The 21,446-nt window shown below is 64.1% G+C and carries 15 protein-coding genes; 10 read left to right on the plus strand and 5 right to left on the minus strand.

Annotation, left to right across the window (positions count from 1 at the left end):
* Positions 1–15 precede the first annotated feature (15 nt).
* From LB516_RS08850 to LB516_RS08865, 4 genes are all read right to left on the minus strand, one after another.
* Positions 16–1,365 carry an FAD-dependent oxidoreductase gene (locus LB516_RS08850; protein WP_224719354.1) on the minus strand — a complete coding sequence of 450 codons (1,350 nt, stop codon included), beginning with the start codon at positions 1,363–1,365 and terminating at the stop codon, positions 16–18.
* Between the two features lie 2 nt (positions 1,366–1,367).
* Positions 1,368–2,801 carry a UbiA family prenyltransferase gene (locus tag LB516_RS08855; protein ID WP_224719355.1) on the minus strand — a complete coding sequence of 478 codons (1,434 nt, stop codon included), beginning with the start codon at positions 2,799–2,801 and terminating at the stop codon, positions 1,368–1,370.
* A gap of 224 nt (positions 2,802–3,025) precedes the next feature.
* Positions 3,026–3,289, minus strand: a complete 264-nt coding sequence (locus LB516_RS08860; protein WP_015317401.1) for a hypothetical protein — start codon at positions 3,287–3,289, stop codon at positions 3,026–3,028.
* Positions 3,290–3,435: 146 nt separating this feature from the next.
* Positions 3,436–5,925, minus strand: a complete 2,490-nt coding sequence (locus tag LB516_RS08865; RefSeq protein WP_224719356.1) for a mechanosensitive ion channel family protein — start codon at positions 5,923–5,925, stop codon at positions 3,436–3,438.
* A 196-nt stretch (positions 5,926–6,121) separates the two neighbouring features.
* Here LB516_RS08865 and LB516_RS08870 point away from each other — a divergent pair, with 196 nt between their 5' ends.
* The 5 genes from LB516_RS08870 to LB516_RS08890 all read left to right on the plus strand — a co-directional run bounded on the left by LB516_RS08870 (position 6,122) and on the right by LB516_RS08890 (position 12,875).
* Positions 6,122–7,381: a sarcosine oxidase subunit beta gene (locus LB516_RS08870; RefSeq protein WP_140615893.1), complete on the plus strand. Its 1,260-nt coding sequence runs from the start codon at positions 6,122–6,124 to the stop codon at positions 7,379–7,381.
* A gap of 24 nt (positions 7,382–7,405) precedes the next feature.
* Positions 7,406–7,702, plus strand: coding sequence for a sarcosine oxidase subunit delta (locus LB516_RS08875; RefSeq protein ID WP_224584981.1), 297 nt, complete (start codon positions 7,406–7,408; stop codon positions 7,700–7,702).
* Positions 7,699–10,692, plus strand: a complete 2,994-nt coding sequence (locus LB516_RS08880; protein ID WP_224719357.1) for a sarcosine oxidase subunit alpha — start codon at positions 7,699–7,701, stop codon at positions 10,690–10,692. Before LB516_RS08875 ends, LB516_RS08880 begins: the two co-directional genes overlap by 4 nt.
* Positions 10,685–11,272: a sarcosine oxidase subunit gamma family protein gene (gene soxG / locus LB516_RS08885; RefSeq protein ID WP_224719358.1), complete on the plus strand. Its 588-nt coding sequence runs from the start codon at positions 10,685–10,687 to the stop codon at positions 11,270–11,272. Before LB516_RS08880 ends, soxG begins: the two co-directional genes overlap by 8 nt.
* Before the next feature lie 160 nt (positions 11,273–11,432).
* On the plus strand, positions 11,433–12,875 hold the full coding sequence (locus LB516_RS08890; protein ID WP_140723950.1) for an MFS transporter: 1,443 nt from the start codon (positions 11,433–11,435) through the stop codon (positions 12,873–12,875).
* Between the two features lie 20 nt (positions 12,876–12,895).
* On the opposite strand, the gene LB516_RS08895 is transcribed toward LB516_RS08890, so the two are convergent.
* Entirely contained in the window at positions 12,896–13,600 is a 705-nt protein-coding gene (locus LB516_RS08895) for a nitroreductase (RefSeq protein WP_224719359.1), read from the minus strand.
* Between the two features lie 225 nt (positions 13,601–13,825).
* Here LB516_RS08895 and LB516_RS08900 point away from each other — a divergent pair, with 225 nt between their 5' ends.
* From LB516_RS08900 to LB516_RS08920, 5 genes are all read left to right on the plus strand, one after another.
* Positions 13,826–14,368, plus strand: coding sequence for a helix-turn-helix domain-containing protein (locus tag LB516_RS08900; RefSeq protein WP_023769828.1), 543 nt, complete (start codon positions 13,826–13,828; stop codon positions 14,366–14,368).
* A gap of 70 nt (positions 14,369–14,438) precedes the next feature.
* Positions 14,439–16,892 (plus strand): FAD-dependent oxidoreductase, encoded by a 2,454-nt coding sequence (locus tag LB516_RS08905; RefSeq protein ID WP_224719360.1) that lies wholly within the window; start codon positions 14,439–14,441, stop codon positions 16,890–16,892.
* The gene (locus LB516_RS08910) at positions 16,889–17,794 is read left to right on the plus strand and encodes a homocysteine S-methyltransferase family protein (protein ID WP_224523180.1); all 906 of its coding nucleotides are present in this window, start codon (positions 16,889–16,891) and stop codon (positions 17,792–17,794) included. Before LB516_RS08905 ends, LB516_RS08910 begins: the two co-directional genes overlap by 4 nt.
* The gene (locus LB516_RS08915; protein ID WP_224523182.1) at positions 17,787–18,968 is read left to right on the plus strand and encodes a pyridoxal phosphate-dependent aminotransferase; all 1,182 of its coding nucleotides are present in this window, start codon (positions 17,787–17,789) and stop codon (positions 18,966–18,968) included. Before LB516_RS08910 ends, LB516_RS08915 begins: the two co-directional genes overlap by 8 nt.
* On the plus strand, positions 18,965–21,430 hold the full coding sequence (locus LB516_RS08920) for an FAD-dependent oxidoreductase (protein ID WP_224523184.1): 2,466 nt from the start codon (positions 18,965–18,967) through the stop codon (positions 21,428–21,430). Before LB516_RS08915 ends, LB516_RS08920 begins: the two co-directional genes overlap by 4 nt.
* Positions 21,431–21,446: the final 16 nt, after the last annotated feature.

The raw sequence follows: 21,446 nt of genomic DNA on the forward strand, positions 1-21,446 counted from the left end.
TCATTCTAAGTTTACCTATTCGGCTGCCTCTGCATCGCGCCGCCGCGGGTCGACAATCCCGGCCGTGCGCGCCCAGAAGTCGGACATGAAGGCGGGATCGCGCAGCGCTTCCAGCCTCGGCCACTCTGGGAACGAAGCAACGAAGGTTGCAGCACTCATGCGCGCATCCTTGTAAGGGTTGACCGCCCCACCAGCCGCGATCGTCATGCGGTCGAGTTCGCCGAGCAGGGCAAGTGTCGCCGCTCCCCTGTTGGGGAAGTCCAGCGTCAGCGTGTAACCCGGACGAGGGAACGACAGCAGCGCCGGCGAGCGGACCCCACCGAAGCGCTTCAAGACGGTGAGGAACGACCCCTGCCCGGCCTGCCTGGCCGCCGCGAGCAGTGCCGGCACGATTGCGCGCGCGGCCCCTTCCGGGACCACGCTCTGATGCTGGAACAGCCCCTTCGGTCCATAGAGCCTGTTCCAGTCGCGCACACCGTCGAGAGGGAAGAAGAAGCCCTGGTATTCGACCTGGCGCGGCACCTTGGCCTGCCCCTTTTTCCACCTGTAGGCGGCGTTGAAGGCGGTCAGGAACGGCCGGCTGAGCACGTTGAAAGGCGGCTGGAGCGGAACGGAGAATTTCGCGCTCGCACGCGCGGCCGCGTGCGAGCCGTGCTCGGCGTGGTTGCCCGTAAACAGCAGCCCCCGTCCGCTGTTGCGGCCACCGGCGAGCTGGTCGATCCAGGCGACGGCATATTCATTGGCCTGGTCCGCCGCTTCGGCAAGGTCGAAATACTCGCGGAGGTCGCGAAACCGCGTCGTCTCTTCCACGATATCGAGCGACGGAATCCGCATCAGCCGGATCGAAGCCGACAGGATCAGGCCGGTGAGCCCCATGCCACCGATGGTCGCCCGAAACAGGCGCGGATTGTCGGTCGCAGAGCAGCGATAGCTGTGTCCATCCGACCGAAGGAGCGTGAAACTTTCCACATGGCAACCGAACGTACCGCGCCGGTGATGGTTCTTGCCATGGACATCGTTGGCAATGGCGCCGCCGAGCGTGACGAATTGTGTGCCGGGCACCACCGCCGGGAAGAAGCCGTGAGGCGCGGCATGTGCAATGACATCCGCGAGCAGCACCCCGGCATCCGCTTCGAGCAGACCGCTCTCGGCGTTGAAGCCGCGAATGCGGTTCAGGGGTCGCATGTCGATGACGGTGCCGAGCTGGTTCTGGCAGGAATCGCCGTAGGATCGGCCATTGCCATAGGCAAGCAGCGACGCTTGCCTGGCCTGGCCGCCCTTCAGCAGCGCAATGGCGTCATCGGCGTGGATCGCCCTTGCCGCTGGCGGCGTGGCAAGGCCAAAGCTCTGGAAGCGTTCCGCCATGCCTACCAGCCTCCGATGACCAGCAGCACCGCGCCGATCGCCACCACGATCTGGCTGCGCCAGTCGCGAATGATGAAGACGACCGGGTCGTCGTGCATTTCGTCGCGGCGCGCCAGGATCCAGACACGCATGGTGAGATAAAGCACGATCGGCGCCAGCGGCCAGATCAGCCAGGGATGCGGATAGAGTTCGCGCACCGCGACGCTGTCCATGTAGAGCGCCAGCACCAGCGCCGAGGAGAACGCCGAAGCCATGCCGGCCTGGGCGACAATCTCCTGGTCTTCGGTGCGATAGCCGCGGCCGGCAATGCGTTCGCCGGGCGGAATGGCCGTGGTGCGCAATTCGACAAAGCGCTTCACCAGTGCCAGCGACAGGAAGAAGAAGATCGAGAAGGCGAGCAGCCAGAACGAGACGTCGACGCCTGTGGCGGCCGCGCCGGCCAGCACACGAATGGTGTAGAGGCCGGCAAGCGTCAGCACGTCGACCAGAAGCATGCGCTTGAACGACAGCGAATAGGCCGTGGTAACGACCATGTAGCCGCCGAGCACAGCCAGGAATTCAGGCGACAAGAACAGCCCGGTGCCGACGCCGACCGCCAGCAGCACCGCGATTGCGCCAAGGCCGAACGGAATAGACAGCGCACCGCTGGCGAACGGCCTGTTGCGCTTGGTCAGATGCTTGCGGTCGAGCGCAAGGTCGAAGAAATCATTGAGGATATAGATCGCCGACGCCACCGCGCTGAACGCGATGAACGCCAGCAGGCATTCCCAGATCATGTTGGAATTGAAATATTCGTGCGACAGCATCATCGGCACGGCGATCAGCGAATTCTTCAGCCACTGGTGGACGCGCAGCATCTTGACGATGGTCCGCAACGTCGGCTTGGGCGCCGGCATCGTTTCGGCGCCATGCGCCGCCTGCCAGCGCGCGGCATGACGGTCCGGGGCCACTACGATCGCGCTGCGTGCCGCGTCGAAGACCTGGAGGTCATGGCGGCTGTTGCCGGCATAGTCGAAACCGGCATCGCCATAGGCCGCAAGGAGCGAGGCTCGCTTCTTTCCCGAAGTGAGATTGTCGAGACCCTCGGTGGCCAGTACCCGGTCGAAAATGCCGAGATGGACAGCAATGGCGTCGGCGAACTTGCGCGGCGTGCCGGTGGCCAGCACGAGTTTGCGGCCTTCGGCGTGCTCGGTGCGGAGTCGGTCGAGCAGGGGCGCCCGATAGGGCAGCGTGGCGGGGTCGATGTCGATGCGTTGGGCGATCGCCTGCTTCAGCCTCGCCGGTCCGCCGGCCGCCCAGAAAGGCACCAGGAAGAAATAGAGCGGGTTCTTCTTGAGGAGGATGAACAATCCTTCCCACAAAAGGTCCGTCGCGATCAGCGTGCCGTCGAGATCGACCGCAAGCGGTATTGCGTTCCTGTCCGACCGCGCGTCCATGCCCGTCCTGCCCTGCCAGCATCTGATCCGGAAACCGGAACCCGTTGGGCGCCGTGTTTCGGCGTCTTGATGCTGGTATAGCGGGGGATCGCCTAGCGAACATTAAAACGTACGGTTGCAAAGGGCTGCCGCCGCGGTATTTCCATCGTCATTGTTAAACAATAGCTACCGGAAACAATAAAAGGCCGAGCAAACGCCCGGCCTTTCCAATCATCACACCGAGATTACTTGATGCGGGCGACGCCGCCTGAAATCTCGACGGTTTCCGAACCGGTCAGGGCTTCAAGGTCGCCATTAGGCAAGGTGACAAAACAGCCGCTCTGGCAGAACTCGACGGTTTCACCGCCGGCCAGCGCAAGCTCGGTCTTGCTGCCGCCCTCGGTCACGACCAGCGTGCGCGTCTCGGCGTCCTTGTTGACCGCGCTGGCGGCATGGGCCGAGCCGCTCACGGCGAGCAAGGCCACGGCAGCGACGAGAGACTTCCACATTTGCAATATCGGTGTTCCCACCGCCTCTGTTGCATTTCCACAAGGCATTCTCGCCTTTGCATGGGAGCTTATATGAGATGGAAGCTGAACCGCAACTGAATGCCGCATTCATGCCGCAATTGGCATGCCGACATGCAATCTCCAATCTAATCCGGATCTGGCTTGCGTGTCTTGCGGCTTGATTTGGCCTGACGCTTTGCGTCTGCCTCGGCTTGCGCCTTGGCCTCTTCCCGTTCGGCGAAATCGGCCTCGATCTTGTCGTCGTCGGTCGGCCATGCCACGTGCTTCTTGGCCTCGACAACCGCGCGCGGCGTGGACGGGATTTCGATGTGCTGGTCGTCGAATCTTTCCAGCACGGTGAAGCGGACGTCGTTCTGCACGATGTTGCCGTTCATCACATCGGCCAGGAACACGCGGATCTCGAATTCGAGCGCGGCGGGTCCAAAATTGGAAAACAAGACGAAAGGCTCGGGGTTCTTCAGCACCAGCGGATGGCTGCGCGCGATATCCAGCAGCACCGCGTGGACCTGCTTGACGTCGCTGCCATAGGCGACGCCCACCTTGATGTCGATGCGGCCGAGCTTGTTGCGGTGCGTCCAGTTGCCGACGGCGTTGTTGATCAGGTTCGAATTGGGCAGGATCACCGACTGCCGCTGGAAAGTCTCGATCTCCGTGGCACGCACGCTGATTTTCTTGACCGTGCCGCTGATCTCGCCGGCCACGATCCAGTCGCCGACCTTGAACGGCCGTTCGGCCAGAAGGATCAGGCCGGAGACGAAATTCGACACCACATTCTGCAGGCCAAAGCCGATACCGAGGGAAAGAGCACCGGCGACCAGCGCCAGGCTGGAAAGATCGATGCCGGCCGCAGAGATGCCGACCAGCGCGGCGAGCGCAACGCCGGCATAGCCGACCGCCAGCCGGATCGAGTTGCGCACTCCGGTGTCGACCTTGCCGCGCGCCATGACCGAGCCGTCGAGCCAGCCCTGGAACCAGCGCGTCAGGAAATAGCCGATGACGAAGACGACGATGCCCGACAGGATGCCAGTGACCGAAATGGTCACCGAACCGATATTGATTCCGGTTGCGAGCTTGTACGCCCACGCCTCGATATCGCCGGGCTGGAAGCCCCACATCAAAAGGATCAACGGCAGAAACACCAGCACGATCATCACGTTGATGGCGATGCTGACGACAAGACCGAGCTGGTCGAGTGCGGTATCTTCATAGCTGGAATTGGCCGACAGCCAACGCCCGACCGAGGTGTTGGCGAAAGCGCCCTCCTCGCCGATCGCCTGCGCCGACAGGAAGCCGATATAGGCCGTTATCAGCGCGGTGCCGGTGACCACGACTTGCAGCGAGACGAACAGGGCAAGGCCGATATAACCGAGCAGCGCCGCGATGATGGTGAAAAGCCCCAGCCCGAGCGAGGTGTAGCGCAGCCAGGCCGGCCACGGGCGCCAGCTTCCGTCACGCGCCCTGAACGGCCTCAGCATCGCCATGAGGATCAGGATGACGCCGACGATGATGGTGGCCACGAAACTGCGCGCGATGGTCAGCGACAGCGGCGACCCCATCTTGTCGTTCACGACCGACAGGAAGGTGTTGAAGCTGATGACCACGGCCATGGCGGTGGTCAGCCGGACCAGCCAGCGCGCCGGCCCGGTTTCGACGGGGATGAGCCGCCAGTTGGGCAAACGCGGCTCGAGTGCAGCGTTGGTCAGCCGATTGACACAGAACACCACGCCGATGACCGTGGCCAACGCATTGAGGAAGAGGCCAATATCGCCGCGCAGCACGTTGTAATAATTGAAAAAGAAGATCGTCGAGCCGAGAAAGGCGGCGACAGCCAGCGTCGGCAGCAAGGTCGACCAGAAGGCCACGGACAGGCGGCTGAGATAGGATGGGTCCTCATTGGCCGGATCGGCCTCGAACACCCGCCCGAACAGGCGCCTCCCGCCGACCAGCAGCACCAGCGCCAGGCCGAGCGCCACGAAGGTGGCGGCCAGGATAGCCTGAAACTTGAACTTGATGGCGAAGCTCAGCCAGGACGACACCGCCTTGTAGAAATTGCCGAACTCGTCGCGCGCGTCGGAAAACACCTGCGGGCTCAGCGCGTCCGAGAGCACGTAGCGCTTGGTCAAAAGATTGCGGAACAGCGCGCTGCGCATGTTGCCGATCTTGTCGATCAGCCCGCTGATGCGGATCGACAAGGATTGAGCTTGCGCAATGACCGCGTTGATCTCGGCCTTTTCGGACGTCAGCCCCTCGCGTTCGGCGCTGACGATGTCGGGCTCAGCCGGTTGGCCGGCGGCGGGTGGCGGCCCGAGCTGTTCGAGCCTGCTGTTGATTTCGCCCAGGCGTGTGCGGAACGCCAGCGCGCTGGCCAGCGATTGCCGTGACAATTCCTCAAGTTGGAGGCGGATGTCCACAAGGTTGCTGTCGTCCTCGCCATCCTGCTGTATCTGCTTCTCGAAATTGTCGGCCTTGGTCGTCAGGCCCTGGATGATTTTCTGCTGGTCGGCGACCAGTCCGGCGGGCGCCTGGCCAACGCCTTGCGCCGCCGCCTCGAACGACAGCGGCGCCGAAACGACAAGCGCCAGGACCAGGATGAGGCGAAGCAATCGAAAAAACATGATGGATTGGCGACTCGCGGACGGCAAAGGCATTCAAAAGCCTGTCCTTGATAAAGACGGCCATATCATGGGGCAAGTCACCGCGACGATCGCGCTCATCGAGCGTCGGCCAGTCGAAAGGCGATGGCGCAATATTGGCTTTGTATCAGCCCCTGCTCTATAGTCTGCCGCATCGCCCGCAACGGACATCATACACATGGCAGAGTACTCGGCCCTTTCGCTGCTCGCGAACGCGCTCAAGGGAAACAAGGATTGGAAGCCGGCCTGGCGCAAGCCGGATCCGAAGGCATCCTACGACGTCATCATCATCGGCGGCGGCGGGCATGGACTGGCGACCGCCTACTATCTGGCCAAGGAACACGGCATCACCAATGTCGCGGTGCTGGAGAAAGGCTGGCTGGGCTCCGGCAATGTCGGCCGCAACACCACGGCCGTTCGTTCGAATTACCTGCTGCCCGCCAACACCCGCTTCTACGAACATTCGATGAAGCTGTGGGAAAACCTGTCGCACGAGCTCAATTACAACGTCATGTTCTCGCAGCGCGGCTGCCTGAACCTGGCGCACACGCCGGCTCAGTTCGACGACTACGCAAGACGCGGCAACGCGATGCGCCATCTCGGCGTCGATGCGGAATTGATGACACCAGCCGAGATCAAGCGCCTGATCCCGGCGCTCGACATCTCCGACGGTGCACGCTTTCCCGTGGTCGGCGGCCTGATGCAGCGGCGGGCCGGCACCGCCCGGCACGACGCTGTCGCGTGGGGCTATGCGCGCGGCGCCGACCGGCGCGGCGTCGACATCATCGAGAATTGCGAGGTCACCGGCTTCCTGCGCGACGGCGACCGGGTTACCGGCGTTGCCACCTCGCGCGGCGATATCAGGGCCAAGAAGGTAGCGGTCGCGGTGGCTGGCAGCACCGGACGGGTCATGCAACTGGCCGGCGTCGAGACGATGCCAATCGAAAGCCATGTGCTGCAGGCCTTCGTCACCGAATCGCTGAAACCCTTCATCGACACGGTCGTGACCTTCGGCATGGGCCATTTCTACATGTCGCAGTCCGACAAGGGCGGCCTTGTCTATGGCGGCGACATCGACGGCTACAACAGCTACGCCCAGCGCGGCAACCTGCCCATCGTCGACGAGGTGATGAGCGAGATGCTGGCCCTTTTCCCGGGCCTTGCGCGTGTGCGCATGCTGCGCTCCTGGGGCGGCGTCTGCGACATGTCGATGGACGGCTCGCCGATCATCACCATGGGCCCCCTGCCCGGCATGTATCTCAATTGCGGCTGGTGCTATGGCGGCTTCAAGGCGACGCCCGCTTCCGGCTGGTGCTTTGCCTGGACGATCGCCAAGGATCAGCCTCACGATTTCAACGCCCCCTTCACGCTGGACCGCTTTCATCGCGGGCTGGTGATCGACGACAAGGGCCAGGGTGCAAACCCGAGGCTCCACTAGACAAGGCTTCATTAGGATCATTCCGTGCTGATCACTTGCCCCTATTGCGGCCCGCGCGATGTCATTGAGTTCACCTATCAGGGTGACGGCAACCGCGAACGTCCCGACCCCGCCTCGCAGAATTTCGAGGCCTGGAATGCCTATGTCTACGACCGGCTGAACCCGGCCGGCGACCACAACGAGATCTGGCAGCATTCCGGCGGCTGCCGCGCGCATCTCAGGGTCGTGCGCAACACGCTGACGCACGAGATTTCCAGCGTCGCCTTCGCGCGCGGCGACCACGGCTCGGCCGCGCGCCGCAAGGCGGAGGACAAGCCATGAGCCCGCGCCGCACCGATACCGGCGGCCGCATAGACCGGCTGAAGACGATCCGCTTCACCTTCGACGGCGTTGCCTATACCGGGCATGGCGGCGACACGCTGGCGTCCGCGCTGCTGGCCAATGGCGTCACCCTGTTCGGGCGTTCTTTCAAATACCATCGGCCGCGCGGCCTGCTGAGCGCGGGCGTCGAGGAGCCCAACGCGCTGGTCACGGTGCTGAAGGGCGAAGTGCGCGAACCCAACATCCCGGCGACCATGGTCGAGATCCATGACGGGCTGGTCGCCGTCAGCCAGAACCGTTTCCCCTCGCTTGCCTTCGACATCCATGCCGTCAACCAGCTCGGCGGAAAACTGCTGTCGGCCGGGTTTTACTACAAGACCTTCATGGGACCGGTTGTCGGCCCGCTGAAAGGCACGCGCTTCTGGATGTTCTGCGAGCATTTCATCCGCCGCGCCGCCGGCCTCGGCAGCGCCGGATCGGCGAAGGACCCGGCCCGCTACGAGCGCATGAACGCCTTTTGCGACGTGCTTGTGGTCGGCTCCGGACCGGCCGGCCTGATAGCCGCCAAGGCAGCCGCCGATCAGGGCGCCCGCGTCATCCTGGCCGATCTCGAGCCGCGCTTCGGCGGTTCGGCCAACTGGTCCGGCGAGACCATCGATGGCGCACCCGCCGCTGATTGGGTGCGGCGCACCGTGGCCCAGCTTGGGGCGCGAGACAATGTCCGGCTTCTGCCGCGCACCACCGTCTGGGGCTACTACGACAACAATACGCTTGCCGCGCTCGAGCGGGTCAGCGATCACAAGGCGCAGCCCGCCAAGGGGGAGCCGCGCCATCGCTACTGGGCGATCCGCGCCGGATCCGTCGTGCTGGCCACCGGCGCCTTCGAAAGGCCGCTGGTGTTTCCCGGCAATGACCGGCCCGGCGTGATGCTGGCGCATGCGGCGGAGCGCTACGCCAACGAATTCGGCGTGCTGCCGGGGCAGCGGATCGTGCTGTTCACCAACAATGACAGCGCCTATCGCTCGGCGCTGGCGCTGAAGCAGGCGGGTGCGGCGATCGTTGCCATCGTCGACGTGCGCCCGCAGCCATCCGCCGAGATGGGCGCCCTGGCCGGCGAAGCCGAGGCGGAACTGCTTTCCGGCCATGCGGTGGTCGCCACGGAAGGCGGCAAAGCCTTGTCCGGCCTCAAGGTTCAGCGCTTCGACATGGTCGCGGGCGCGCTGAGCGGCGACGCGCGCAGCATCCATGCCGATTGCCTGTTGATGTCCGGCGGCTGGTCGCCGACCATCCATCTGGCCAGCCAGGCCGGCGCCAAGGCTGAATGGAACGCGGCCCGGCAGGCCTTCCTGCCGCCCAAGCCGACGCAAAGCTGGATCGGCGCCGGCGCGTTCACCGGCAGCTTTTCGACGGGAGAGGCAATCGCCGAAGGGCGCGCCGCAGGCCTTGCCGCGAGTGGCGGCACCGCCACGCCGACGGCACTGCCCACTGTCGAGGCAGCTCCCGGAGATCCAGATCCCGCGCCTGTGTTCGAAGTCAAGGGCAGCGGCAAGAGCTTCGTCGACTTCCAGCACGACGTCACGGCGGAGGATGTCCGCCTGGCGCATCGCGAAGGCTTCGTCTCTGTCGAGCACCTGAAGCGCTACACCACACTCGGCATGGCCACCGACCAGGGCAAGAGCTCCAACGTCCCCGGCCTCGCCATCATGGCGGAAGCGCTGGGCAAACCGATCCCGGAAGTCGGCACCACCCGTTTCCGGCCACCTTTCGCGCCGGTGTCGATCGGCTCGCTGGCAGCGGAGCGCTTCGGCGATCTCAAGCCCGAGCGGCTGAGCCCGATGCATGACTGGCATGTCGACAATGGCGCGACCATGTACTCCGCCGGCCTCTGGTACCGGCCGATGATCTACGGGCTTTCGGGCGAAACCGTCGAACAGGCCTATGTGCGCGAAGCCAAGGCGACGCGCGAAAGCGCGGGAATCGTCGATGTCTCGACGCTGGGCAAGATCGCCGTGCAGGGTCCCGACGCCGCGGCGTTCCTCGACCGTGTCTACACCAACATGTTTTCGACGCTCGCCGTCGGCAAGGCACGCTACGGGCTGATGCTGCGCGAGGACGGTTTTGCCTTCGACGACGGCACCACCTGGCGGCTGGGCGAACAGGATTTCTTGATGACCACCACCACGGCCAATGCCGGCAAGGTGATGCAGCATCTGGAATATTTCCTCGACGTGATCTGGCCGGAACTCAAGGTCCACGTCACCTCGGTGACCGACGAATGGGCGGGAGCCGCCATCGGCGGCCCGAAAGCGCGGCAGATTTTGGCAGCCTGCGTCACCGGCACTGCCGTGGACAACGCCACCTTGCCCTTCATGGGCATCGTGCACGGCGAGATCGCAGGCGTTCCGGTTATGATTTGCCGGCTTTCCTTCTCCGGCGAAATGGCCTTCGAGGTCTATTCCGGCGCCGGCCATGGCACCCATGTCTGGGAAGCGCTGGTCGAGGCCGGCAAGCCGTTCGGGCTGGTCACCTACGGCCTCGAGGCGCTGGGCACGATGCGCATCGAAAAAGGCCACGTCACCGGCGCCGAGATTGATGGCCGCACCACGGCGCGCGACCTGCATCTCGACTGGATGCTGTCGAAGAAGAAGCCGTTCATCGGCTCCGCGATGATGGATCGGGAAGGTCTCGTCGCTTCCGAGCGGCTGGAACTGGTCGGCCTGATCGCGCTCGACAACCGGCCGCTCAATGGCGGCGCGCACATTGTCGAGGACGTCGACGAAGCCAATCCGCACGGCTCGATCGGGCACATCACCGCCTGCTGCTATTCGCCGGCGCTCGGCAAGCATATCGCGCTGGCGCTGGTCAAGGGCGGCAAGGCCAGGCACGGCACGCGTGCGCATGTCTCCGATCCCTTGCGCAACCGCTTCGGGCCCGTGGAGATCGTCTCCAACCACTTCTACGATCCGGAAGGGACCCGCATGCATGGCTGAGCGTCAATCGCCCCTCGAGCCGGAGTTCCATGTCGGCTCGCACGGCAATTTCGAACATGGCGTCGAGATCCTGCTCACCGAAACCAGGCCGGGCTCGATCGTGCAACTCGCGGCATGGCCAGGCGAGGAGAAGAAACTGATGGAGGCCATCCGCACCGTCACCGGGCTTGCTCTGCCCGATGGCGCAGGCGGCGGCTCGAGCGACGGCGTGAAAGCGGTATTCGGCTTCGCGCCGGGAAAATTCACGGTGACCGATGAAGCCGAAGGACTGGCCCTGGCATTGACCAAGGCGGTGACGCCGGCCATCGGCACGGTGACGGACCTGTCGCATGGCCGCACCGCGATCCGCATTGCCGGGCCGAAAGCCGAATGGGTGCTGTCGAAATTCTTCGCCATCGACTTCGCCCTGCTTGCCTTTCCGGTCGGCGCCGGCCGCTCGACAACGCATCACGATGTCTTCGCCCAGATCCAGCGCACCGGCACCGACCAGTTCGACATCTATGTCTTTCGCTCCTTCGCGCGCTCGTTCTGGAAGGCGCTCTGCCACGCCAGCGAGGAAGTCGGTTACGAGGTGCAGTAGGCATGCGGTCTTAGAGCCGCGGCCTCTGGCCTCAATGCCGGCTGGTTCTGCCGCTAGAGAATCCCGCCGAAGGCGCCCAAGGTGGAAAACGTGGTCGTCCAACCGGCCCGAGGGGTGAAAATCCCGGTTTAGAGTCGGCATATTTGGTTCGAACATCCCCATGACCGCTGAACTATCCACCGGCGCTACCGATCGCGCCGATGTGCCGGCCAGAGCCGTGCTCCTGCTGCCGCTGACGGTCGCCTGCGGCGTGTTCATGACCAGCCTCGACCAGAATGTCGTGGTGACGGCGCTGCCGGGCATCAGCGAAAGCCTTGGCCGTCCGCCAAGCCAGCTTGGCCTGCTGATTACGGTCTACGTCGCCAGCCTGATCATCTCGATGCCGCTCGGCGGCTGGGCGGCCGACCGTTTCGGCCTGCGCAACGTCTATTGCTTTGCCTTGCTGGTATTTGCCGCTTCTTCGGCCATGTGCGGGCTCTCGAACGACCTCTGGATGCTGGTTAGCGCCCGCGCGCTGCAGGGCTTCGGCGGCGCGCTGATGGGAACGCTCGGCCAGGTCGTCATCCTGTCGACCTTCCCGCGCAGCCGGACCTTGAAGATCAACATGTACATCTCGCTGGCCGGCCAGTCCGGACCGCTGGTCGGTCCGCTCGTCGGCGGCGCGCTGACCACCTACATCTCCTGGCGCTGGATCTTCTTCATCAACGTGCCGTTCGCGCTCGCGGCCGCAATTCTTGCCGCCTCGCTGTTCCCGACAATGACCAAGCCGGTGCGCACGCGGTTCGATTTTCCAGGCTTTTTGCTGGTCGGCAGCGGCATGGTGCTGCTGGTCTTCGGCATGGACTCGCTGGCGGCGAAAGACGCCGCCGGCGGCATGATCGCGGCCGAGCTTGCGCTGGCGCTCATCATCCTGACGGCCGCCTCCTTCTACTGCCTGCGCGTGCGCAATCCGCTGCTCGATCTCAAGCTCCTGCGCATCCGCACCTTCCGCATCTCGTTTCTTACTGGCGGCGGCCTTGACACGATCGGTCTCAGCTCCGTCGTCTTCCTGCTGCCGCTGATGTTCCAGCTCGGCTTCGGCATGAGCGCGGTGCAGGCAGGATCGCTGACCTTCGTGGCGGCGGTCGGTTCGGTGGGTATGCGCATCTTCATGCCACGCCTCCTCAACCGTTTCGGTTTTCGCCGCGTGCTGGTCTTGAACACGCCCGTGGTTGCCGCCATGGTCGCGGGCTTCGCCTTGGTGCAGGCAACGACCCCGGTCTGGATCACGCTCACCTACATCTTCGTCTTCGGCGTCTTCCGCTCGGTGCAATGGGCCTCAACCGGCAACCTCGCCTATTCCGACATCGCGCCCGAACAGCTCGCCCGCTTCAGCGCGCTCTACTATATCCTGTGGCAACTGGCGGTCGCCATCAGCGTCGGCCTGGCGGCTGCGATGCTGTCGTTTCTCGCCGGCGGCGGGCCGGCCGTCGCCAGCGACTTCCGGATCCTGTTCGTGATCGAAGGCGTCATCACGCTCTGCGCACTATCAGCCTATCTCAAGCTGACGCCGCAGGACGGCGCCCATGTCAGTGGCCACGGCGCCCACATGAATACGGAATAGCGGCTTGCGCCGGATGCAGCCTATTCGCTGAACGTCACCCATTCAACGAGCGGCTCACGCTCGGTGCGGAAGGCGTTCTCGGGCTTGGATGTGTCTTCATAGCCGAGCGCCATGCCGCAGACGACGATCTCCTCGTCGGGAATGCCGAGCACCGGCCGGATCTGCCGGTGATAGGGCGCGAAGGCCGCTTGCGGACAGGTATGCAGACCCCTGCCCCGCGCCGCGACCATGATGTTTTGCAGGAACATGCCGTAATCGATCCACGAACCCTGGTTGAGCCGGCGGTCAATGGTGAAGATCATACCGACCGGCGCGTCGAAGAAAACGAAGTTGCGGTCGTGCTGGGCGCGCATCTTGTCGACTTCCCTACGGCCTATGCCGAGCGCGCCGTACAGGCCGAACCCGTTGGCACGGCGGCGGGTGAGATAAGGCTCGAAGAACTGGGTGGGATAATAGCGATATTCGTCCCAGTCGGCTTTTTCCGCGCGGATTCCGGAATTCATGATGGCATCCGTGATCCGCTGCTTGCTCCCGCCCTTGGTAACGTAGACGCGCCACGGCTGCATGTTGGTGCCGGAAGGAGCGCGCGCCGCAACAGTCAGTATGCCACGGATCGTCTCGTCGTCGATCATGTCGGGCAGAAATGCGCGCACCGAACGGCGCGACATGATCGCATCGTCGACGATTTCGGCGTCAACCGCGATTCGAGCCTTCTTTTCCAGCATGGGCCGTCCCTTAGCCGTGTTCTCGATCGGACGTCCCCACTCGCCGCTCGCGGCGGAGGCTTTGCATGAACCGTCAAAATCCTGCAAGCAAATCTTGAGCATTGGTGAAAATCTACTTGATTTTTTCATGGGCTTCATTTCTCATGAAATTCGCCTGAAAATTTTCATGAAGTGAGCGATTTGGCCTCCCCTACCGCACGAACATTGCAGGGACCTGGCGAACGAGTGCTGGCCGGCGACATCAGGGCGTTGCGCCGGGTGCGCGGGCTTACGCTGGCCGAGATCGCGCTGAAGCTGGGCCGTTCGGTCGGTTGGGTCAGCCAGGTCGAGCGCGGCCTGTCGACGCCGTCGCTCAGCGACCTCAGGGCCTTCGCCGAGTTGTTCGGCGTGCCGATCAGCCTCTTCTTCAGCCATGACGTGCCCGTGGAAAGCGAGCGCGGCGTCGTGGTACGCGCCGGCAAGCGCCGCACGCTTGGCACCAGCGAATCCGGCCTCGTGGAGGAGCTTCTGTCACCGGACCTCGGTGGTACCTTCGAGATGGTGCGGTCTGTCTTCGCGCCGGGCGCGGAGTTGAAGAACGAGGCCCGCCGGCCGACCGAGGAGGCCGGATACATCGCGTCCGGGCAGTTCGACATCGAGATTGCGGGCGTCTGGCACCGGCTTGGCGAAGGCGACTCCTTCCGCTTCGAAGGCAAGCCTTACCGCTGGCGCAATCCAGGCAGCGAACCGGCGGTTGTCATCTGGGTGGTGTCGCCACCGGTCTATTGATGCATGTCGCCGACGACATGCATCCATAAAGCAAAAGAAGCGCGGCGCGCTTGAAGATTGGGAGAAGAACATGGCGGGTTTGCCGAGCACGGCGCGCGTGGTGATCATCGGAGGTGGCGTTGTCGGCACCTCGTCGCTCTATCACCTGGCCAAGGCCGGCTGGACCGACTGCGTGCTCCTGGAAAAGAACGAGCTGACCTCCGGCTCGACCTGGCATGCGGCCGGCAATGTGCCCACCTTCTCCTCCTCCTGGTCGCTGATGAACATGCAGCGCTATTCGACCGAGCTCTATCGCGGCCTGGCCGACGCCGTCGACTATCCCATGAACTACCATGTCACCGGCTCGCTCAGGCTCGCCCACACAAAGGAACGCATCCAGGAATTCCAGCGCGCCAAGGGCATGGGCCGTTACCAAGGCATGGACATAGACGTGATCGGGCTCGACGAGATCAAGCGCCGCTACCCCTTCCTCGAAACGCATGAGTTGAAGGGCGCGCTGTACGATCCGAGCGACGGCGACATCGACCCGGCACAGCTGACGCAGGCGCTGGCCAAGGGCGCGCGCGACATGGGTGCGAAAATCATCCGGTTCTGCCCCGTGACAGGCGTGCGCCGCGAAAAGGACGAGTGGGTGGTCGAGACACCGCAAGGCGAGATCCGCTGCGAGATCGTCGTCAATGCAGCCGGCTACCGTGCCGCCGAAGTCGGCAGGATGTTCGGCCGCGAAGTGCCGATGATGGTGATGAGCCACCAGTACATTTTGTTCGAGGAAATCCCCGAACTCGCCGCCTGGTCGAAGGGACAGGGCAAGAAGCTGCCGCTGCTGCGCGACGTCGATACTTCCTATTATCTGCGCCAGGAAAAGGCGGGCATGAATCTCGGCCCCTATGAGCGCAATTGCCGCGCGCATTGGGCCACCCACAACGACCCCATGCCGGACGACTTTTCCTTCCAGCTCTTCCCCGACGACCTCGACCGGCTGGAACATTACCTGGCCGACGCCGTCGCCCGTGTGCCGATCCTCGGCACCGCCGGCCTCTCCAAGGTCATCAACGGCCCGATCCCTTATGCGCCGGATGGCAATCCGCTGATCGGGCCGATGCCCGGCGTTCCCAACGCCTTCGAGGCTTGCGTCTTCACTTTCGGCATCGCCCAGGGCGGCGGTGCCGGCAAGGTGCTGGCCGAATGGGTGACGCAAGGCCAGACCGAATGGGACATGTGGTCGTGCGATCCGCGCCGCTTCACCTCCTTTGCTTCCGCGCCGGACTATTGCGTGGCCAAGGGCATGGAGATCTATGGCAACGAATACGCCATCCAGTTCCCGCGCCATGCCTGGCCGGAAGGACGTGACAGGAAACTGTCGCCGATCCACGATCGCATCAAGGCGCTGGGTGCCCGTTTCGACGCCTACAATGGCTGGGAACGCGCCACCTGGTACGCGCGGGACGGCGACGACGTCTCCGAGGAAGCCACGCTGACCTTCCGCCGCGACGGGCCTTGGCAGCAGCGCGTGCGCGAAGAGTGCCTGGCTGTCCGCGACGCTGCCGGCATCCTCGACCTGCCCGGCTTCTCGCGCTTCAATCTCGAAGGCCCTGGTGCCGCCGAATGGCTGAGCCGGCAGGTGACCGGCCTGGTGCCGAAGCCCGGCCGCATCGGCCTCGTCTATTTCTCCGATGACAAGGGCCGCATCGTCACCGAAATGTCGGTGGTGCGCCATGGCGAGGAGTCCATGACGCTGATCACCGCGGCGGTGGCACAGTGGCATGACTTCGAATGGCTGAAATCGCACATGCCCGGGGATGCGGCGTTCAAGCTGATCGACCGGACGGACGAATTCTCCACGCAGATCCTGGCCGGTCCCAACTCGCGAAAAATCCTTGCCGACGTCTGTGACGCCGACCTGACCTTGCCTTGGCTGACGCATCAGGAAACAAGGATTGCCGGGCGCTGGGCCAGGCTGGTCCGCGTCTCCTTCGCCGGCGAGCTCGGCTGGGAGATCCACACCAGGGTCGACGACACTGCCGCGATCTTCGATACGATCTGCGCTGCCGGGCAGAATCATGGGCTGAAGCCGTTTGGCATGTACGCACTGGATTCGCTGCGGCTCGAAAAAGGCTACCGCACCTGGAAGGGCGACCTGTCGACCGACTATTCGATCCTGCAGGGCGGTCTGGAGCGCTTCGTCAAATGGGAAAAGCCCGATTTCCGCGGCAAGGCGGCCCTCCAGAACGAAAAACAGCAAGGCGTGAAGAAACGCTTCGTCACGCTGGTGGTCGAAGATCCCGGCGATTGCGACGCGCCTTACATGTCGACCCTTTGGCATGACGGCCAGATCGTCGGCGAGACGACGTCGGGGGGCTGGGGCCATCGCGTCGACAAGTCGATCGCGCTCGGCATGCTGCGCGCCGACCTGACCGAACCCGGCACATCGGTTGAGGTCGAGATCTTCGGCGATCGCTTCAAGGCGATCGTGCAACAGGACGAACCCTTGTGGGATCCCAGGAACGAAAGACTGCGCGCATGAAGAACGTTATCCTCACCGATGGCGGCATGGGCCAGGAGCTGGTGCGGCGCAGCCAGTCCGAGCCGACGCCGCTGTGGTCGGCCAGGGTGCTGATCGACGAACCGGACCTTGTGCGCGGCCTGCATGCCGAATTCATCCGCGCCGGCGCCCGCGTCATCACCATCAACACCTATTCGGCGACGCCCGAACGCCTGGCGCGCGAAGGCGCGGAAGACCTGTTCAAGCCATTGCAGAAGCGTGGCATCGAGCTCGCCAGGCAAGCGTGTGACGAGGCCGGCGACGCGGCGATCGCCGGCTGCCTGTCGCCGCTCTTCGGCAGCTACGCGCCGGCGCTGACGATCTCCTACCAGGAGACGCTCGACATCTACCGCCGCATCGTCGCCGAGCAGGTGGACGGTGTCGACCTGTTCCTTTGCGAGACCATGGCGTCGTCGGAGGAAGCGCGCGCGGCGGTCACCGCCGCATCGGAAAGCGGCAAGCCTGTCTGGGTGTCATGGACGCTGGCCGATCACGGCACGCCGCGCTTGCGCAGCGGCGAGACGATTGCGTCGGCGGCCGATGCGCTCGGAAATCTGCCGGTGGCGGCGCGGCTGCTCAACTGCTGCCGCCCCGAGGCGATTGCGGCGGCCTTGCCTGAACTGATCGAGCTTGGCGGCCTGGTCGGTGCCTATGCCAATGGCTTCACTTCCACCGAAGCGCTCAAGCATGGCGGGACGGTGGATGTACTGCATGCCCGCCACGACCTCGGTCCGGATGCCTACGCCGACCAGGCTGTCGGCTGGGTGGAAGCGGGTGCGGACATCGTCGGCGGTTGCTGCGAGGTCGGTCCTGCCCATATCGCCGCCTTGCGTGACCGGCTGCAACAGGACGGCTACGCGATCACGGGAGTCTCACATGCCTAAACCATCATCGCGCATCACCGGCATTGTTCCATCGGGCAAGGACGGCTGGGAAGTTCATTTCGCCGCCTGGGCCCGCAAGGAAGCCGGCGAGGACATTATCATGCTGTCGGTCGGCGACCACGATTTCGACACGCCGTCGGAGACGATCGAAGCCTGCGTTGCGGCGGTTCGCGGCAGCAACCATCACTACACGCCGCTGCCCGGCCTGCCGCGCCTGCGCAAGGCGATGGCGGCGGCCTCCAGCGCCTGCACCGGTGTCGAGACGACGCCGGAAGAGGTCATCGCCACGCCGGGCGGCCAAGCAGCACTTTACGCGGCCGTGCAGGCCGTTCTTGACCCGGGCGACCACGCCATCGTGGTTGCCCCCTACTATGCCACCTATCCCAACACCTTCAGTGCCGCCGGTGCCAGTTTCACCGTCGTCGAGACACCGGCCGAGGATGGGTTCCAACCGCGCGCGGACATGATCCGTGCCGCACTCAAGCCCAACACGCGCGCCATACTGATCAACACGCCGAACAACCCGACCGGTGCCGTCTATTCGCGTGAGCGGCTGGAACAGCTGGCCGAAATCTGCCGCGAGCACGATCTCTGGCTGCTATCCGACGAGGTCTACTGGACGCTGGGCGGCGGCGAGCATGTCTCGCCGCGCTCGCTGCCCGGCATGGCCGAGCGCACGCTGGTGATCAATTCGATGTCCAAGAGCCACGGCATGACTGGTTGGCGCATGGGCTGGCTGACCGGTCCGGAAAAAATGATCACACTGCTGATCAATCTCAATTTGGTGACGACCTACGGCCTGCCGGCCTTCATCTCCATCGCTTGCACCGAGGCGCTGGAGCAGCACCATGGCGTCAAGGACATCGCCGAACGCTACGCGGCGCGCCGCACCGTTCTGCTCGATGCCGTGCGTGGCATGAACGATGTCACCGTGCGCGGTTCCGAAGGCGGCATGTATGTCATGCTCGACATATCCGATGTCGAACCCGACGACGAGAAATTCGCCTTCGCCTTCCTCGACAAGGAGAAGGTCGGCGTCATGCCGGGCTCGAGTTTCGGCGAAGCCGCGGCCGGCCATATCAGAATCAGCCTGTGCCAGCCCGAACCCGTGCTCAGGGAAGCAGCCGCCCGGCTGCGCCATTTCGTTTCCAGCTACCGTCGTGAGGCCGCATGACTGCCAGGAGCCTTCCCACGAAAGCCATTCCCACCAAGGCAAGGGTCGTCATCATCGGCGGCGGCGTCTCCGGCTGCTCGGTCGCCTACCACCTGGCCAAGCTTGGCTGGACCGACATCGTGCTTCTGGAGCGCAAGCAACTGACCTCGGGCACGACATGGCACGCCGCCGGGCTGATCGGACAGTTGCGCGGCTCGCAGAACATGACCCGGCTGGCGAAATATTCGGCCGATCTCTACGTCAAGCTGGAAGCAGAGACCGAGGTCGGCACCGGCATGCGCCAGGTCGGCTCGATCACCGTGGCGCTGACCGAAGAGCGCAAGCACGAGATCTACCGGCAGGCGTCGCTCGCCCGCGCCTTCGACGTCGACGTGCGCGAGATTTCTCCCAATGAGGTCAAGGAGATGTACCCGCATCTCAATGTCTCGGACGTGGTCGGCGCCGTGCATCTGCCGCTCGACGGCCAGTGCGACCCGGCCAACATCGCCATGGCGCTTGCCAAGGGTGCGCGCCAACGCGGCGCCACAATCGCGGAGAATGTGAAGGTCACCAAGGTCCATACGAAAAATGGCCGCGTCTCCGGCGTGTCCTGGGCGCAAGGCGAAGGCCAGGGCACGATCGAGACCGACATCGTCATCAACTGCGCCGGCATGTGGGCGCGCGACCTCGGCGCCCAGAACGGCGTGAACATCCCGCTGCACGCCTGCGAGCACTTTTATCTGGTCACCGAGCCGATCCCCGGCCTTGGCCGCCTGCCGGTGCTGCGCGTGCCGGACGAGTGCGCCTACTATAAGGAAGACGCCGGCAAGATGATGCTCGGCGCCTTCGAGCCGGTGGCCAAGCCATGGGGCATGGAGGGCATCCGCGAGGATTTCTGCTTCGACCAGTTGCCGGAGGACATGGACCATTTCGAACCGATCCTCGAAATGGGCGTTAGCCGCATGCCGATGCTGGCGACCGCCGGCATCCACACTTTCTTCAACGGCCCTGAAAGTTTCACCCCAGATGACCGCTATTATCTCGGCGAGGCGCCGGAGTTGCGCGGCTACTGGATGGCGACCGGCTACAATTCGATCGGCATCGTCTCGTCGGGCGGCGCCGGCATGGCGCTGGCGCAGTGGATCAACGATGGCGAAGCCCCGTTCGACCTGTGGGAAGTCGACATCCGCCGCACTCAACCCTTCCAGAAGAACCGCCGCTATCTCAAGGAACGCGTCTCCGAAACGCTCGGCCTGCTCTATGCCGACCATTTCCCCTATCGCCAGATGGCAACCTCGCGTGGTGTGCGCCGCTCGCCCCTGCACGAGCATCTGAAGGCGCGCGGCGCCGTGTTCGGCGAAGTCGCCGGCTGGGAGCGTGCCAACTGGTTCGCCCGCGAAGGCCAGGAGCGCGAATATCGCTATTCCTGGAAGCGGCAGAACTGGTTCGACAACCAGCGCGAGGAGCATCTGGCTGTCCGCGACAAGGTCGGCCTGTTCGACATGACGTCGTTCGGCAAGATCCGCGTCGAGGGCCGCGACGCCTGCACCTTCCTGCAAAGACTCTGCGCCAACGACATGGACGTGGCGCCGGGCAAGATCGTCTACACGCAAATGCTCAACCAGCGCGGCGGCATAGAGAGCGACCTCACCGTGTCGCGGCTTTCGGATACGGCCTATTTCCTCGTCGTGCCGGGCGCCACGCTGCAGCGCGACCTCGCCTGGCTGCGGCGGCATGTCGGCGACCAGTTCGTCATCATCACGGACGTAACCGCCGCTGAAAGCGTGCTCTGCGTGATGGGCCCGGATGCGCGAAAACTGATCCAGAAGGTCAGCCCCAACGACTTCTCCAACGAGAACAATCCGTTCGGCACGTTCCAGGAGATCGAAATCGGCATGGGCCTCGCCCGGGCGCACCGCGTCACCTATGTCGGAGAGCTCGGCTGGGAGCTTTACATCTCGACCGAACAGGCCGCCCATGTCTTCGAGGCCATCGCTGAGGCCGGTGCCGATGTCGGGCTAAAGCTCTGTGGACTGCACACGCTGGATTCCTGCCGCATAGAAAAGGCTTTCCGCCATTTCGGACACGACATCACCGATGAGGACAATGTGCTGGAGGCGGGCCTCGGCTTCGCGGTGAAGACGGCCAAGGGCGATTTCATCGGCCGCGATGCCGTGCTGAAGAAGAAGGAGGCCGGATTGGACCGCCGCCTGGTCCAGTTCCGCCTCAAGGACCCGCAGCCTCTGCTCTTCCACAACGAAGCGATCCTGCGCGATGGCAAGATCATCGGTCCGATCACTTCGGGCAATTACGGCCATCATCTCGGCGGAGCGATCGGGCTGGGCTATGTGCCGTGCCAAGGGCAGGGCGAGGCGGATGTGCTCGCCTCGACTTATGAAATCGAGATCGCCGGCGAACGGTTTGCGGCTGAGGCATCGCTGAAACCGATGTACGATCCGAAGTCGGAACGGACGAAGATGTAGCGGCGCTTTTTCCTTC

It is taken from the genome of Mesorhizobium sp. CO1-1-7 (assembly GCF_020164885.1).
GTDB classification, from domain to species: domain Bacteria; phylum Pseudomonadota; class Alphaproteobacteria; order Rhizobiales; family Rhizobiaceae; genus Mesorhizobium; species Mesorhizobium australicum.

Coding starts and splice junctions, on each gene's coding strand:
- LB516_RS08870 (WP_140615893.1), top strand. CDS start 6,122: ATGGCAGAGTACTCGGCCCTTTCGCTGCTCGCGAACGCGCTCAAGGGA.
- LB516_RS08910 (WP_224523180.1), top strand. CDS start 16,889: ATGAAGAACGTTATCCTCACCGATGGCGGCATGGGCCAGGAGCTGGTG.
- LB516_RS08850 (WP_224719354.1), bottom strand. CDS start 1,365: ATGGCGGAACGCTTCCAGAGCTTTGGCCTTGCCACGCCGCCAGCGGCA.
- LB516_RS08860 (WP_015317401.1), bottom strand. CDS start 3,289: ATGTGGAAGTCTCTCGTCGCTGCCGTGGCCTTGCTCGCCGTGAGCGGC.
- LB516_RS08920 (WP_224523184.1), top strand. CDS start 18,965: ATGACTGCCAGGAGCCTTCCCACGAAAGCCATTCCCACCAAGGCAAGG.
- soxG (WP_224719358.1), top strand. CDS start 10,685: ATGGCTGAGCGTCAATCGCCCCTCGAGCCGGAGTTCCATGTCGGCTCG.
- LB516_RS08880 (WP_224719357.1), top strand. CDS start 7,699: ATGAGCCCGCGCCGCACCGATACCGGCGGCCGCATAGACCGGCTGAAG.
- LB516_RS08895 (WP_224719359.1), bottom strand. CDS start 13,600: ATGCTGGAAAAGAAGGCTCGAATCGCGGTTGACGCCGAAATCGTCGAC.
- LB516_RS08915 (WP_224523182.1), top strand. CDS start 17,787: ATGCCTAAACCATCATCGCGCATCACCGGCATTGTTCCATCGGGCAAG.
- LB516_RS08890 (WP_140723950.1), top strand. CDS start 11,433: ATGACCGCTGAACTATCCACCGGCGCTACCGATCGCGCCGATGTGCCG.
- LB516_RS08855 (WP_224719355.1), bottom strand. CDS start 2,801: ATGGACGCGCGGTCGGACAGGAACGCAATACCGCTTGCGGTCGATCTC.
- LB516_RS08905 (WP_224719360.1), top strand. CDS start 14,439: ATGGCGGGTTTGCCGAGCACGGCGCGCGTGGTGATCATCGGAGGTGGC.
- LB516_RS08865 (WP_224719356.1), bottom strand. CDS start 5,925: ATGTTTTTTCGATTGCTTCGCCTCATCCTGGTCCTGGCGCTTGTCGTT.